Below are 14,499 nucleotides of genomic sequence, written 5' to 3'. Positions count from 1 at the left end.
GTCAGAACACGGAGGGCGGAGTTGGGAAAAATGTCAAAAATGTTACATTTATATTTTCGCAAGAGACTGACAATTCCCTTGAAGACCCGCTCTCGGTTCACTTCCCATCATAATCCAGGTGGGAAACAGGCGTCAAACGACTAAAAATCGCCATGGGAAACCAGTGCCTACCGTCTTGAAATCACCATTTGATTAAGATATAGTCATTGTGGAACTTATACGTTGGAGGGTTGACATGTCTAAGATCCATGCCGTGGTACTGGCTGCCGGTCAGGGAACGCGGATGAAATCGAAGCTGTACAAAGTTCTTCACCCCGTCTGCGGCAAGCCCATGGTCCAGCATGTGGTGGACACGCTGGCTTCCATGCGGGTGGAGGATGTCATCGTCGTCGTAGGTCATGGTGCTGACGCTGTTCGTTCCAGATTGGGCGACCGCGTCACGTACGCTTTGCAGAAGGAACAGTTGGGTACGGCTCATGCCGTACAGCAGGCGGTACCGTTTTTGCAGGCGAAAGAAGGAACTACGTTTATTTTGTACGGAGATGTACCCCTCCTGTCCGAGGAGACGCTCACTGCTCTCTTGCGCTATCACGAAGAGCAGCAGGCAGCTGCAACTGTACTGACTGCTGTCGTCCCGGACCCGACCGGTTACGGACGCATCGTGCGCAGTGAAACAGGTGAGGTGCAGGCGATCGTCGAGCACAAGGACGCAACTCCAGAGGAACGGGTGATCAGAGAAATCAACACAGGCATATACTGTTTTGACAATCAAAAATTATTGAAAGCCTTGGCACAAGTGAAAAATGACAACGCTCAAGGTGAATACTATGTGACGGATTGTATCGGCATTCTGCGGGAAGCAGGAGAAAAGGTGGCCGCGTTTGAAGCGGTTGACCCGGATGAAACGATGGGCGTCAACGACCGCTCGCAGCTGGCCGAAGCCGAAGCATACATGCGCAAACGCATCGCCGTGCGCCATATGAAAAACGGCGTGACCATTGTCGACCCCGCATCCACGTACATCGAAGCGGACGTGGTGATCGGTGCGGATACGGTGATTCAGCCCGGAACGTATTTGCGCGCAGGGACAACCATCGGCGCCGATTGCGTGATTGGTCCGCAGGCGGATTTGAGCAATGTGCAGGTGGCAGACCGTGTCACCATCTCCTACTCCGTCATGGTCGACGCTCGTGTGGAAGCAGACTCCACGGTCGGACCGTTTGCTTATGTGCGGCCGGGAACGGAAATTGGCCCGAGTGTCAAAATCGGCGACTTTGTCGAACTGAAAAATGCGAAAATCGGCAAAGGCACCAAGGTACCGCACCTCAGCTACGTAGGCGATGCCGAGATTGGCGAGGGTGTCAACATCGGCTGCGGTACGATTACGGTCAACTATGACGGCGCCGTCAAACACAAAACAGTCGTAATGGACGGCTCCTTTATCGGCTGCAACACCAATCTCGTTGCGCCGGTTACTGTGGGACAACAAGCGTATGTAGCAGCGGGTTCCACCATTACACAGGACGTGCCGGACGAAGCGCTGGCCATTGCTCGAGAGCGACAGATAAACAAGCCGGGTTATGCTAACAAACTGCCACGCAAAGGCAAGAAGGATTAACAACGGGGGGTTTTTTTAACTATCATGGCTAACTACCGCGATCCCAAACTGAAAGTCTTTACGTGCAACGCAAATCGCCAACTGGCAAAAGAGATTGCGGAGCACATCGGTGTACCGCTGGGCAATGCGGAAGCAGTCCGCTTCAGCGACGGCGAGTGTCAAATCAAATTGAACGAAAGCGTTCGCGGTTGTGACGTGTTTGTGATTCAGCCAACATGTGCTCCCGTTAACGAACACCTGATGGAACTGCTTGTGATGGTCGATGCGCTGAAACGCGCCTCTGCCAAGAGCATCAACGTCGTGATTCCGTATTACGGGTACGCCCGTCAGGACCGGAAAGCCCGCGCGCGCGATCCGATTACGGCCAAACTGGTCGCCAATCTGATCGAGACCGCAGGGGCGCACCGCGTCATCACGATGGACCTGCACGCGACGCAAATCCAGGGCTTTTTCGACATCCCGGTCGACCACCTGTTGGGCGTACCGATTCTGGGGAAATACTTTGCCGAAAAAGGCCTGCAGGACATCGTCGTCGTCTCGCCTGACCACGGTGGCGTAACCCGTGCCCGCAGGCTGGCGGAGCGCCTGGAAGCGCCGATTGCGATCATCGACAAGCGCCGTCCGGAGCCAAATGTTGCAGAAGTGATGAACATCGTCGGGAACATCGAGGGTAAGACAGCAATCATCATTGACGACATCATCGATACGGCTGGCACGATTACGCTGGCGGCCAACGCGCTGGTGGAAGCAGGTGCGCGTGACGTGTACGCGTGCTGCACGCATCCGGTGCTGTCCGGCCCGGCCATCCAGCGAATCAACGATTCCAAGATTAGCGAATTGGTAGTGACCAACACCATCCCGTTGAGCCAGGATCGGATGATCGACAAGATCAAGGTGCTGTCTGTGGCACCGATTATCGGGGAAGCGATCATCCGCGTTCACGAAGAGCTGTCTGTCAGCAAGCTGTTTGATTAGTACAACCCGGTCAGACGATTGAAATACGCCTCCGCTGGACAAGCTAGGGAGAAGGAAGAATCTGCTAGCTGTCCAGAGGAGGTTTTTTTGTGGAAACGATCAAGGCGATCATCCGCCGCAAGGGAGAACAGCCGACGAACAACGAACTGCGACGCCAGGGCTGGGTCCCGGCTGTCGTCTACGGAAGCGACGTCCAGAACCTGGCGATCCAGGTGAATGGACGGGAACTGGATCAGGCCCTGCGCCATCAGTCCACCAACAAGCCATTCAAGCTGGTGGTCAACGGCAACGAACACCCCGTGATGGTCTACGAACTGCAGCGTCATCCCGTGAAGGGCATCATTCTTCATGCTGACTTCAAAAAAATCAATATGAATGAAAAAGTGCACACCAGCGTCCCGGTGCTGCTGGAGGGTGACCCGGAACTGGGGGTGGCCACCTTGGTCCGCCACAGCGTGGAAATCTCCTGCCTGCCCGGCAGCATTCCCGAAGCGTTTACCGTCAATGTCGACGGCCTCAACATCGGCGACGTGGTGCTGGCCAAAGATCTGGAGATTCCGCCCGACGTCGATCTCGGGATTGACGAGATGGAAGTGGTTGTAAGCATCCTGCCGGTGAAGGCCAAGTCGGACGAAGCAGTGGAGGCGGAACAGTCGGCCGAGGCTGTGGCCGAAGAGGCCGGATCGCCGCCAGAGAAAGCCAAAACCACATAGAGTGGCTCCTGCCCCGGATGTTTGGGGCTCAGCGTGTAGACAAAGTCCGCGGCGCAGGGGAGATCGGGCCCGCTCGCTTGGCCCATCCCTCCATGCGATGCACATTGTCTTCCGCTTCGGTTGATGAATGGGCAGGCCTTTCGGCCTGGAAATCATTTTTTGTGGACGCTAACTCAATGAACCGTTTGTCTTCAGTCTGTGCCCCGGATGTTCGGGGCTTTTTTATGTAGGTGTCACCGCCTTGGCGGAGCTTGGTTTTCTATGTACAATGAGGGGAGGTTAGGAGGGAACAACCGTGAAAGTGATCATTGGGCTGGGCAACCCCGGCAAAAAATATGAAGATACAAGACATAATGCAGGGTTTATGGCCATAGATAAAATTAGCGATAAGTGGAACATTCCCGTACAACAGCACAAGTTTCGCGCCATTGTTGGCGAGGGCCGGATCGAAGGGGAAAAGGTGCTGCTGGTCAAACCGCAGACTTACATGAATCTGTCCGGGGAGTCCGTTATCGAGGTGCTGTCGTTTTACAAGCTGACGCCGGATGATATTGTGGTAATTTACGACGATTTGGATCTGCCTTGCGGCCAGCTTCGCCTGCGGTTAAAGGGCAGCGCTGGCGGACACAACGGCATCAAATCGCTGATCCAGCACATGGGTACCCAGGAGTTCAAGCGAATCAAGGTGGGCATCGGTCGCCCCGAACCGGGAAGGAGTGTAAGCGATTACGTTTTGCAGACTTTTTCTGCCGCCGAGCGCCCGGTGATCAACGCTGCCGTGGAGCAGGCAGCTGAGGCTGCCGCGATGTGGACGAGAGAACCGTTTGAGCTCGTGATGAACCGCTACAACAGTCGGAAGTAACACGGTTAAGCGTCTGAACGTCAAAAAACCGCTCACGCCATGCGGCTTGATCAAGTATGTTTTTCCACCCCCTCGACCATACTAAGCGGTAGATTCGCCTGGGGGTGTATTGCGAGTGAGCATTCGCTATGTCTGCCGCTGCTGCGGCATCAGGATTGCGGAATTTGACGATGCGCGTGTGACGGAAGCACAGTTGGGGTTGGATTCCTTGACCCCGGAAGAACGTGCTCTTATAATAACCAAAGAACCTGAGGGGGACACGGTTGTCAGCATCACGTGCGCCTACTGTCGTGAGGCGCTGGATCTGCATCCGGAGCTTTCCCTGATCGGTAATCCGCTCCAATAACACTCCTACAGCTGCATCCTCTTATAAATAATATATGGAGGAAGCGAAATGCTTTCGGTGTAAGGCTTGCAAGGACAAGGCCTTGGCTTCTTGAGCTAAGGCTTCTTTTCGCATGACAGAAAATCCAGAGAGGGGACTAATGAATGCAAGTCATCATTAACCCGATAAAACGGGACGCCAACATCGGGACAATTGTCGCCGGCCTGGAAAAGGGGCTGCACGAACAGCTCGTCTCCGGTCTGGCCGGTTCCGCCCGGCAAGCGCTGATGGTGGCGCTCAAACAGATGGCGGGCCGTCCGATGTGCGTCATCACCCATAACATGTTTCAAGCGCAAAAAGTGTACGAGGATCTGATCGAACTCCTCCCCGCCGACGAGGTGCTGCTCTTTCCCGGAAACGAATTGATAGGCTCCGAACTGGCGATCGCCAGTCCCGAGATGCTGGCGCAGCGCGTACACGTGTTCAACCGTTTAGCCCGAGGCTTTACGGGTATTTTGGTTGCGCCGTTCGCCGGCGTACGCCGTCTGGTCGTGCCGCCTCACATCTGGCGGGACGCGCAGATCGAACTGCGGGTCGGCGAAGAACTGGACATTGACGCGTTTTTGCTCCGCTGTGTGGAGTTGGGGTACGAGCGCGTCGACATGGTGGAGCGAAAAGGTGAATTCAGCGTGCGCGGCGGGATCATTGACCTGTACCCGATCGACTCGGAATGGCCGGTGCGGATCGAGCTGTTTGATGTGGAAATCGACTCGATCCGCACATTTGACATGGGAACGCAGCGCTCGCTTACGTCCGTCCAGTCGTTTACAATCGGGCCGGCCAAGGAGGTCTTTGCCACGACCGCACTCTTGCAGGAGGCAGCTGTCCGGCTGGAGCAAAAGCTGGGCGAAACCGTATCCAAACTGAAGGACGGGGCGGCCAAGGAAAAAGTGGTGCAAAAAATCGGCGCCGACGTGGAACGGATGATGCAGGGACAGCGGTTTTCCCATCTCTATTCCTACATCTCGGTCCTTTACCCGACGAACGATACGCTGCTTTCCTATATGCCGGCTGACACGGTGCTGATCGTGGACGAACCGTCCCGCGTGCTGGATACGGCGGCGCAGCTTCAAAAAGAGGAGGCGGAGTGGCTGACCGGCCGGATCGCCGAAGGGGAGTACATGGCCAATTTGAGCTTGTCCCGCTCCTACGAGGAGACCGTGGGCGCGAAAAAGCGGCAGATCGTCTACCTGTCTTTGTTTTTGCGCCAATCGCCCAAAACGCAGCCGCAAAACATCGTCAATCTCACCTGCCGGACGATGCAAAACTTCCACGGCCAGATGAACGTGCTGAAGACGGAGCTGGCCCGTTGGAAAAAATCGCAGGACCAGATCGTTTTCGTTGCCGCCGATCTGGAGCGGGCCAAGCGTCTGGAACGGGTGCTGCATGACTACGAGATGGAAGCCGACCTGCTGACCGAGTCGGTGGAATCGGTTCCACCCGGTCGTCCGACCATTATTATCGGCAACCTGCAAACCGGGTTTGAACTGCCGTTGAACAAGCTCGTCGTCATCACCGAGGGGGAAGTCTTTACCCCCAAACAGCGCAAGGCGCGCAAAGTCCAACAGACGATGACCAACGCCGAGCGGATCAAAAACTACCTGGAGCTAAAACCGGGCGACTACGTCGTGCACGTCAACCACGGGATCGGCAAATACCTGGGGATCGAAACCAAAGAAATTCTCGGAATTCATAAAGATTACTTGCATATTCAGTATGCCGGCGGAGACAGCCTGTTTGTGCCGATCGACCAGATTGACCACGTGCAGAAATACGTGGGCAGCGAAGAGTCGGAGCCGAAAATCTACAGCCTCGGGGGCAGCGAGTGGAAGCGCGTCAAGAACAAGGTGAAGTCCTCCGTCAAAGACATTGCGGAAGACCTGATCAAGCTCTACGCGGCCCGGGAAGCGGCTGTGGGCCACGCCTTCTCGCCTGACACGGCGGAACAGCGGGAGTTTGAGGCGATGTTTCCCTACCAGGAGACGCCCGACCAGCTCCGGGCGATCGCTGAAGTCAAGCAGGACATGGAAAAGCGTCGGCCGATGGACCGTCTCGTCTGCGGCGACGTGGGCTACGGCAAGACAGAGGTGGCCATCCGGGCGGCCTTCAAGGCGGTCATGGACGGCAAGCAGGTGGCCGTGCTTGTGCCCACCACCATTTTGGCGCAGCAGCATTACGAGACCTTCCGCGAGCGTTTTGCCGACTACCCGATCCGTGTCGAAGTGCTCAGCCGGTTCCGCTCGCGCAAAGAGCAGAACGCCGCGCTGAAAGGGCTGAAGGAAGGCACGGTGGACGTCGTCATCGGGACGCACCGACTGCTGTCCAAAGACGTCCAGTTTCGCGACCTGGGACTATTGATCGTCGATGAAGAACAGCGTTTTGGTGTCACCCACAAGGAAAAACTGAAACAGATGAAGACCAACGTGGATGTGCTGACCCTGACCGCGACGCCGATTCCACGGACACTGCACATGTCGATGATCGGCGTGCGCGACCTGTCCGTAATCGAGACGCCGCCGGAAAACCGCTTCCCGGTGCAAACCTATGTCATGGAGTACGGCCCGGCGCTGGTGCGGGAGGCGATCGAACGGGAACTGGCCCGCGGTGGTCAGGTCTTTTTCCTCTACAACCAGGTGCAGGGGATCGAGCAGATGGCGGAGCAAATCGCTGCGCTCGTGCCGGACGCCCGCGTCGCCGTGGCGCACGGCCAGATGAACGAGAGCGAGCTGGAAGGCATCATCCTGGACTTTTTGGAAGGCAATTACGATGTGCTGGTCAGCACGACGATCATTGAAACGGGCGTGGACATCCCCAACGTGAACACGCTGATCATCTACAATGCGGACAAAATGGGCTTGTCCCAACTGTACCAGCTCCGCGGACGGGTTGGCCGGTCCAACCGGATTGCCTATGCCTACTTTACCTACCAGCGGGACAAAGTGCTGACCGAAGTGGCGGAGAAGCGGCTGCAGGCGATCAAGGAGTTTACCGAGCTCGGCTCTGGCTTTAAGATCGCGATGCGCGACCTCTCCATCCGCGGCGCCGGGAATCTGCTGGGCGCCGAGCAGCACGGATTCATCAACTCGGTCGGGTTTGACCTGTACAGCCAGATGCTGAAAGAGGCGATTGACGAGCTGAAAGGGGAAGTGAAGCAGGAGAGCGTCTCCCCGGTGGAGATCAACCTGCAGCTGGACGCCTACATCCCGTCGCTCTACATCACCGACAGCCGGCAGAAAATCGAGATGTACAAAAAATTTGTGGCCGTCTCCTCCCTGGAGGACGTGGACGACCTGGCCGAGGAACTGCTGGACCGCTTCGGCCCCGTGCCGAAACCGGTGGAGAACCTGCTCACGATCTCACGCCTGCGGGTGTACGCGCTCAAGCACCACATCACCGAGATCAGCCAGAAAAATCCGGACGAGATCAAACTGTATCTGCATCCCAGCCAGAACAACAACATCGACGGCGGCGCGTTGTTCGCACTGGCCAGCAATTGGAACAGGCGATTGGGGCTCTCGGGTGGACAACAGATCGTCATTACTGTTAAAGTAAAAGGGTTACGGGAAGATGAAGGCGTGCAGCTTGTCGAAAAGCTGCTGCGTCAATTTCACTTGGTGCGCAAGGACACCAGTACGGAAAGCACCGTCTCCTGAGGGAGAACGGGCTTTTCGGGAAGGGAGAGCCATTCCATGAAACGATCTGTAGCCATTTTGTCTTCCGCCGTCCTGGTCGTGGCACTGCTGACCGGATGCGGAGGAGACAACAACACAGATGCTTCCAACCAGACCAACCAGAACCAAGCAGCAGGTGACCAGGCAAACGATCCGCTGGCGCAGTTTCCCAAGCTGAACCTGCCGTTCAAAGTGGATCAAAATGCCGCTGTCGTCGAGTACCAGGGAGGCACGCTCAGCGGGAAGGAATTTGAGACGTTCCTGCGAGTGATTAACTTCCTCAATCCGATGCAGGGGCAAATGATCGAAGTGGCGGATCAGGAGATGTTAAAAACGTTCGCCCGTGAATTCACGGCGACGAAAATCCTGGCCGCCAAAGCCGACGCTGCGATCGAGAAAGAGTCCAGGGAGACGGCTGAGAAGAGCTTCGACAAGATCAAAGAGCAGTATCTCAGCCTCCTGGGCAACGACAATGCCAAGTTTGACAAGCTGATGGAGAATCAGGGCGTCACCAAGAATCTCGTGATCGATCAGATGACGCTCATCAACAACTCGATCAACGTGCTGAAAAAGAACATTGATGACGCGGCGTTGAAAAAGATGTACGACGGCATGAGCAAGGAATCGCTGACCGTCGCCTCTGTCCGCCACATCCTGATCTCCACCGAAAATCGGAAACCGGAAGAAGCGCTCAAACTGGCCAACGATCTGGCGGCCCGCCTGAAAAAAGGGGAGGATTTCGCCAAACTGGCCAAAGAGCACAGCGACGACCCGGGCAGCAAGGACACGGGCGGTCTGTACGAAGACGCCGACGTGAGCCAATGGGTGCCGGAGTTCAAGGACGCGGCCCTGAAACTGCCAATCGGGCAAATCAGTGATCCGGTAAAAACTGATTACGGCTACCATGTAATGAAGGTGGAAAGCCGGAAACAAAAGAGCTTTGACGAGATGAAGGAACAGCTTCGCGCGCAGGCGTTGGAGCAGGAGTACGACAAATTCGGCAATACCGAGCTGGACAAGCTGATTACCAAGTACAACCTTCCGGAAGTGAAACAGCCTGCGGAACAGGCCAAATAGGACGGGTCTTTTGAGTGCAGGCCTTTTGGCCTGGAAATGCAACGTCTTCAGTCTGACAGGGAACTCAGGTTCCCTGTTTTTTCGTTTTCTCGCATATTCTTGAAGCTCCGGCGAATACTATAGTCACTCGCTACCGCCCGGGGGAGAGTAACAAAATCAAACTGGAAAATGTTGCAGTCGTCACTCGTCGTTAAAATGAGAATCTGAGGAAAAAATACAGGTAACCACCAACTCTTTCACAACCCACTTCTCACGAAAGCGAGGCAACATGACATGAAAGCAACTGGTATTGTTCGTCGCATCGACGACCTCGGCCGGGTCGTGATACCAAAGGAGATTCGTCGCACCCTGCGCATTCGCGAAGGCGATCCGCTGGAGATCTTCGTGGACCGCGACGGGGAGGTTATCCTGAAGAAGTATTCGCCCATCGGAGAACTGGGTGATTTCGCCAAGGAATACGCTGACTCGCTGTACGAAAGCCTGAACCATATCATCCTGATTTCCGACCGCGACAGCGTCATCGCCGTGTCCGGCGCATCCAAGAAGGAGTACCTGGAGAAGCCGATCGGCAGCATCGTGGAAAAATGCCTGGAAGAGCGGAAGACGCGCGTCGAAAAGAATTCGGGCACGTATGAAATTTGCCGCGACCTGCAAGAAACGTACGGGTCCTTTGTGATCGCGCCGATCGTGGCCGGCGGCGACCCGATTGGTGCGGTGATTCTCCTCACGAAAAACGAGGGGACCAAGATGGGCGATCTGGAAATGAAAATGGCAGAGACAGCGGCCGGTTTCCTGGCCAAGCAGATGGAGCAGTAACACGTCAAACAGCCTCGTGCGGCGGGGCTGTTTTTTTTTACGTCCGGAGGTGGAGGACGCGTCAATCCCCCGCTTTTCTTCCCGTTGATCGGTTGTGATATAATGGACGCAGTTTGTGTTTTGAGAGGAGAACATCACGCGCATGGCTCAGGAAAAGGCATCCGTCCAATTTGTAAAAGGAGCGGCCATATTGGGGGCAGCCGGGCTGGTCTCCAAACTGCTGGGTGCAGTGTACCGCATCCCGTACCAAAATATTGCCGGCGACATCGGCTTGTACGTCTACATGCAGGTGTATCCGCTGTATACCACGCTGTTGATCCTGGCGACGGCCGGGTTTCCCATCGCCATCTCCAAGATTGTCTCCGAACGCATCGCGGTCGGGGATGTGCTTGGCGCGCGCAAGGCGTTTCGCGTTGCCAGCGTCACACTTGTGGTGCTGGGGTTCTTTTTCTTTGCGCTGCTGTACGGCGGAGCACCGCTGATCGCCAGCTTCATGGGGGATGAACACCTGGTCACCCCACTACGGGCGGTCGCCTGGTCGCTGCCGATCGTGCCGATGGCAGCCATTTTGCGAGGGTACTTTCAAGGACATCAAAACATGATGCCGACCGGGGTATCGCAGGTGATTGAACAGCTGATCCGGGTTGTTTTCATTCTGTTGGCCGCTTTCTGGGCCATGAGCGTCTACCAGGACGCCTATTTGGCAGGAACGGGCGCAGTTTTCGCCGCATTTCCCGGGGCGGTGGCGGCGGTGCTTGTCCTGTTGTGGTACTGGAAAAGGGACAAGCAGTCCGGACCGATCGGGGAGGGCGTGACCCAATCGGCCGACGTGGCTGTCTGGGGCAACCGGCAGGTGCTGAAAAGCCTGTTGTTTTACGCCCTGCCAATCTGCATGGGGGCGCTGGTGCTGCCCCTGATCCCGCTGGTGGACTCGCTGACCGTCGTCAACATGCTGCAGTGGAGCGGCATGGAGGAAGAATTGGCGAAAGTGGCAAAGGGCGCCTATGACCGGGGGCAGCCGTTGATTCAGTTTGGCACGTTTTTCGCCACTTCCCTCTCGCTGGCGCTGGTTCCGGCGATCAGCGAGGCGGCGGCACAGCGGCAGTACCGGCTGATTGCCGGCCGTTCGGAAGTGGCGATCCGGCTCACCTTTTTGCTGGGACTGCCGGCTTCGGTCGGACTGGCGCTGCTGGCAGAGCCGGTCAACATCATGCTCTACGGCGACGACAAAGGGACGGAAGCGCTGGCCATCCAGGCCTTTACCATCCTGTTTGCCACGCTGAGCATCGCCAGTGCCGGCATCCTGCAGGGAATGGGACGGGTGATGCGCCCGGCCCGCAACCTGCTGATCGGAGTCGTCTTCAAACTGGTGCTGAACCTGGCGCTGGTGCCGTTCTGGGGCATTGCCGGGGCGGCGTTTGCCACTGTGATGGCGTATCTGGTCGCCATGGGGCTCAACGTGTTGGGAGTCGTCAAGTACACCAAGGCGCGCATCGGTTTGCGGCAGATTGCCAAGAAGCCGTTTTTGTCGGTGCTGATCATGTCCGTCGTCGTGCTTGTGGTGGAATGGGGATGCATGATGCTGGCGCCCGGCGCGCTTTCGTCCAGCCGGCTTGCCTACACGCTTACGGCCCTGTTAGCGGTCGGGTGTGGCGCAGTGGTCTATTTGCTGGCGCTGTTGAAAACGGGCGGATTGACGCGGGACGATCTCCGCTTCCTGCCGAAGGGGGCACGGATCGTTGCGCTGCTGGAACGGATTGGTCTGCTGCGCGGACAATGAGTTGAGAAGGAAAACAAGGAGGGACGGCGCATGAGTGATGCGGCGGGCACGATTACGGTCGTCGGACTCGGCGCGGGCGATTTGGAACAACTGCCGTACGGGGTCTACCGTACATTGAAGCAGGCTAAAAAGCTCTACCTCAGAACCCGGGAGCACCCGGTGGTGGCCAGTCTGGCCGCGGAGGGTGTCGCCTACGAGTCGTTCGACGAGATTTACGAACAGCACGGGACATTTGCAGAGGTGTACGAACGGATTGTCGAGACGCTTCTGGCAAAAACGGCAGAGGAGGGCAGCATTGTCTACGCTGTGCCCGGTCATCCGCTGGTGGCGGAGCGAACTGTCCAACTGCTGCTGGAGCGGGAGGCGAACGGAGAGGTCCGTGTTGTGATCGGAGGCGGACAAAGTTTTCTCGATCCGCTGTTTGCCCGCCTGCAGATCGATCCGATCGAGGGGTTTGCCCTGCTGGACGGCACGGACATGCGGGCTGATCAGGTAAATCCGATGCTGCACACCATTATCGCTCAGGTGTATGACAGGTTTGTGGCCTCCGACGTCAAGCTGACGCTGATGGAGGTACTGCCGGACGAGCATCCAGTCACGGTGGCGACCGCAGTCGGCGTAGCCGGACAGGAGCGGATCGAAACGGTGCCGCTGTACGAGCTGGACCGGCTGGATCACTTCGGCAACCTGACACTGGTCTACGTGGCGCCGACGCAGGACGAGCGGGTGCGTTACCGGCAGTTTGCCTATTTGAAAGAGATTGTCGCCATCCTGCGCAGCCCGGATGGCTGTCCATGGGATCGGGAGCAGACCCATCAGAGCATCCGCAAGAATCTGATCGAAGAGACGTACGAGGTGCTGGAGACCATCGACGACGACGATCCCGACGCGATGTGCGAAGAGTTGGGAGACCTCCTGATGCAGATCATGCTGCATGCCCAGATGGCGGCGGAGGACGGCTACTTCACTGTAGACGACGTCGTCGCCGGGCTAAACGAAAAGCTGATTCGCCGTCACCCGCACGTGTTTGGCGACAAAAGCGCAGGCAACGCGGAGGAAGCGTTGGCCAACTGGCAGGAAATCAAGGCCCGGGAAAAGGCGGCCAAAGGCATCGAGCCTGGCTCCCGGTCGCAGTTGGACGGCATTCCGCGCGACCTGCCGGCGTTGATGTACGCCTACAAGCTGCAGAAAAAGGCGGCAGAAGTCGGGTTTGACTGGGACGACATCGCCGACGTTTTCGGGAAAGTGGAGGAAGAGTTCCGGGAGCTGCGGGAAGCTGCGCCGGAAGAGCGCGCCGGTGAACTGGGCGATCTGCTGTTTGCGGTCGTCAATCTCGCCCGCTTCCTCAAGCTGGACCCGGAGGAAGCATTGGCGAAGACCAACCGCAAATTCAAGCGCCGCTTTGCCTACATCGAGGAGAAACTGCGCCAGGCAGGCCGTACCTTTGAAGAGACCAATCTGCAGGAGATGGACGCCTGGTGGGAGGAAGCAAAACACCGCGAATAAAAGAAGGGGGGAACCGTGTCCATGAGGTTGGACAAATACCTGAAAGTGTCGCGGCTGATCAAACGGCGCACCCTGGCCAAGGAAGTGTGCGATCAGGGGCGCGTGGAAATCAACGACCGGCCTGCGAAAGCCTCCAGCACTGTCAAGATCGGCGACAAACTGGCAATTCGCTTCGGCCAGAAGATCGTCGTGGTCAAAGTGGAGGACATCAAGGAGAACCCGCGCAAGGAGGAGGCCGCTTCCCTGTACACCGTAGTAGGCGAAGTGCCGGTGCCGCGCGACGAAAAGGAAGAAGAGGACTACCTCAGAGGGTAGTCTTTTCTTTTTCTCACAAAAATTGACAATGACCAGGGAGCCTCTTATAGTAATAGCGAACAACTTACGCGAAGAATAGAGGGAGAAACTGTGGGGAAAGTCTTCTTGTTTTCGATCTTGTGGTGGCTGACCGGCAACCCGTTTGCCGCCCTGATCATCATTTTGCTTCTTTTGTATCTGCTTGATCTTCGCTTTGTCCGGCTGCTGCCCGACATTACCAAACCGTTTCGCCAAAACCGGCGTCTGGCTGCGCTCAAGCGTCAGGTAGCGCTCAATCCGCACGACACCTCGGCAAAGCTGGAGGCCGCCCGGCTGCTCATGGAGAGGCGGCGGTACGAGGAGGCATTGGCCTATCTGGAAGAGATAGCGCCGTCGATGGGAGAATCGGCCGAGTATCTGAGCGATCGCGGCATCTGCTGCCTCAAATTGGGCCGGGTGGAGGAGGGAGAGCGGCTGCTTCAGCAAGCTCTGACGATCAATCCGCGCGTCAAATACGGGGAACCGTACCTCCGGCTGGGCGAAGCCTATGCCGCCCATAACCAGCGCGAAAAGGCGCTGGGGTTCCTGGAAGAGCTGGCGTCCATGCACACGTCGTCGTGCGAGGTCTACTACAAGCTGGGGAAGCTGTACGCGGAGCTTACGCAGAAGGAACGGGCCAAGCAGGCGTTTCGCGAGGCGGTTGAGGTCTATCGCGGACTGCCGGCCTACAAGCGGCGCATGGAACGGCGGTGGGCGCTGCTGGCGTGGCTGAATCGATGAAGATCGACGCGTGAATGCGGCC

12 protein-coding genes are annotated in these 14,499 nt (G+C 57.1%); all 12 read left to right on the top strand.

Annotation, left to right across the window (positions count from 1 at the left end; translation table 11 throughout):
• Positions 1–235: 235 nt before the first annotated feature.
• The 12 genes from glmU to Q7F15_RS20040 all read left to right on the top strand — a co-directional run bounded on the left by glmU (position 236) and on the right by Q7F15_RS20040 (position 14,477).
• Complete coding sequence (glmU, locus tag Q7F15_RS20095; protein ID WP_171567200.1) at positions 236–1,618, top strand: bifunctional UDP-N-acetylglucosamine diphosphorylase/glucosamine-1-phosphate N-acetyltransferase GlmU; 1,383 nt, start codon at positions 236–238, stop codon at positions 1,616–1,618.
• A 24-nt stretch (positions 1,619–1,642) separates the two neighbouring features.
• Positions 1,643–2,593: a ribose-phosphate diphosphokinase gene (locus tag Q7F15_RS20090; RefSeq protein ID WP_171567201.1), complete on the top strand. Its 951-nt coding sequence runs from the start codon at positions 1,643–1,645 to the stop codon at positions 2,591–2,593.
• A gap of 89 nt (positions 2,594–2,682) precedes the next feature.
• A complete protein-coding gene (locus tag Q7F15_RS20085; protein ID WP_304414839.1) occupies positions 2,683–3,306 on the top strand; it encodes a 50S ribosomal protein L25 in 624 nt (207 codons plus the stop codon).
• 295 nt (positions 3,307–3,601) lie between these two features.
• Complete coding sequence (pth, locus tag Q7F15_RS20080; RefSeq protein WP_171567203.1) at positions 3,602–4,168, top strand: aminoacyl-tRNA hydrolase; 567 nt, start codon at positions 3,602–3,604, stop codon at positions 4,166–4,168.
• 115 nt (positions 4,169–4,283) lie between these two features.
• Positions 4,284–4,514 (top strand): anti-sigma-F factor Fin, encoded by a 231-nt coding sequence (locus Q7F15_RS20075; protein WP_171567204.1) that lies wholly within the window; start codon positions 4,284–4,286, stop codon positions 4,512–4,514.
• 143 nt (positions 4,515–4,657) lie between these two features.
• Positions 4,658–8,206, top strand: coding sequence for a transcription-repair coupling factor (gene mfd, locus Q7F15_RS20070; protein WP_304414838.1), 3,549 nt, complete (start codon positions 4,658–4,660; stop codon positions 8,204–8,206).
• A 36-nt stretch (positions 8,207–8,242) separates the two neighbouring features.
• Positions 8,243–9,301, top strand: coding sequence for a peptidylprolyl isomerase (locus tag Q7F15_RS20065; protein WP_171567206.1), 1,059 nt, complete (start codon positions 8,243–8,245; stop codon positions 9,299–9,301).
• A 273-nt stretch (positions 9,302–9,574) separates the two neighbouring features.
• Entirely contained in the window at positions 9,575–10,117 is a 543-nt protein-coding gene (gene spoVT / locus Q7F15_RS20060) for a stage V sporulation protein T (RefSeq protein WP_171567207.1), read from the top strand.
• Positions 10,118–10,259: 142 nt separating this feature from the next.
• The gene (locus Q7F15_RS20055) at positions 10,260–11,897 is read left to right on the top strand and encodes a putative polysaccharide biosynthesis protein (RefSeq protein WP_171567208.1); all 1,638 of its coding nucleotides are present in this window, start codon (positions 10,260–10,262) and stop codon (positions 11,895–11,897) included.
• 30 nt (positions 11,898–11,927) lie between these two features.
• On the top strand, positions 11,928–13,403 hold the full coding sequence (gene yabN, locus Q7F15_RS20050) for a bifunctional methyltransferase/pyrophosphohydrolase YabN (RefSeq protein ID WP_171567209.1): 1,476 nt from the start codon (positions 11,928–11,930) through the stop codon (positions 13,401–13,403).
• Between the two features lie 21 nt (positions 13,404–13,424).
• Positions 13,425–13,718, top strand: coding sequence for an RNA-binding S4 domain-containing protein (locus tag Q7F15_RS20045; protein WP_029098019.1), 294 nt, complete (start codon positions 13,425–13,427; stop codon positions 13,716–13,718).
• Between the two features lie 90 nt (positions 13,719–13,808).
• Positions 13,809–14,477 (top strand): tetratricopeptide repeat protein, encoded by a 669-nt coding sequence (locus tag Q7F15_RS20040; protein ID WP_171567210.1) that lies wholly within the window; start codon positions 13,809–13,811, stop codon positions 14,475–14,477.
• The last annotated feature ends 22 nt before the right edge of the window (positions 14,478–14,499 follow it).

Origin of the sequence: Brevibacillus aydinogluensis (assembly GCF_961514395.1) — a bacterium.
Taxonomy (GTDB): domain Bacteria; phylum Bacillota; class Bacilli; order Brevibacillales; family Brevibacillaceae; genus Brevibacillus; species Brevibacillus aydinogluensis.
This window is presented reverse-complemented; position numbering and strand designations above follow the sequence as displayed.